The sequence below is a fragment of the Kitasatospora nipponensis genome (assembly GCF_039528135.1).
GTDB classification, from domain to species: domain Bacteria; phylum Actinomycetota; class Actinomycetes; order Streptomycetales; family Streptomycetaceae; genus Kitasatospora; species Kitasatospora nipponensis.
This window is the reverse complement of record NZ_BAAALF010000579.1, coordinates 1-870: the sequence shown is the minus strand read 5'-3', so window position 1 is coordinate 870 and position 870 is coordinate 1. Positions and strand designations below refer to the sequence as shown.

Sequence of the window (870 nt, the reverse complement as noted above, 5' to 3'; positions counted from 1 at the left end):
CACGCCGCGAACCCCATCCGGGCCACCTACTCCTCGGCGATCGCGGCGAACCGGGCACCGGCGAGCACCCCGTCCTCGTCCGGCAGCGAGAGCGAGACGCGCCAGATCGGCTCAGTGAGGTGCGGCTTCTGCCCGGTGTGGTGGTCGATCTGGCGGGCCACCTGCTGCCAGGTGCCCGGCACCGACCCGGCGATGATCCGCGGGTCCACGTGCTCGTCCCGGCGCCCGGGTCCGTGGTCGTAGAGCAGACCCCCGTACGCCTTCCGGCCCCGGGTGATGTTGCCGAACACCGGGCCGGGCCGGGCTCGGCCTCGTCGCCCTGGTCGACGTCGTCGTGCTCCTGGTCGTGCTCGGCGAGCCCGGTCGGGCCGGTCATCGGCGCCAGGCCGCGCACCGCGAGCGCCGCATCCCCCACCGCCTCGATCGCCTCGGCGAGCCGCTGGTGCAGCTCCGCCGGGACACCGCCGGCGGTGTTCGACAGGTAGGCGATCTGGTTCATGTTGTTGCCGATCGCGGCGAGCTGGACGAACACCGCGTGGTTCACCTCCGGCACCTGGGCGACGTCGCCCGGGATCCCCGGGTGGCCGTTCAGCGCCTCCTCGACCATGGCGCGGACCCACGCGCCGAGCTCCTTGCGGGCCGTCTTCGAGCGGGCCGCGTGCCACCTCTCCAGCTCCGCCGGAGTCAGCCGCACCGACCCCGTGCGCGTGCGCTGACCCGCCTCGGTCAGCCGCCCCTGCCCGCCCTTCGCCACCCGGCCGCACCTCTCGCTCGCGGGTCGCCGGCCGCGCCCCCCGGGCGCGGATCGCCGGGCACAACGCCGCCACGGGCGGCGGGCCAGACCGGCCCCCTCGGGCCGATCCTCCCCTC

Annotated in this window: 2 protein-coding genes; one reads left to right on the top strand and one right to left on the bottom strand. The window is 75.7% G+C overall.

Features of this window, described 5'->3' with window-relative positions:
• Nucleotides 1–26 precede the first annotated feature (26 nt).
• Nucleotides 27–290, bottom strand: coding sequence for a hypothetical protein (locus tag ABD323_RS42025; RefSeq protein ID WP_344447336.1), 264 nt, complete (start codon nt 288–290; stop codon nt 27–29).
• A 207-nt stretch (nt 291–497) separates the two neighbouring features.
• Here ABD323_RS42025 and ABD323_RS42020 point away from each other — a divergent pair, with 207 nt between their 5' ends.
• Nucleotides 498–716, top strand: a complete 219-nt coding sequence (locus tag ABD323_RS42020) for a hypothetical protein (RefSeq protein WP_344447335.1) — start codon at nt 498–500, stop codon at nt 714–716.
• The last annotated feature ends 154 nt before the right edge of the window (nt 717–870 follow it).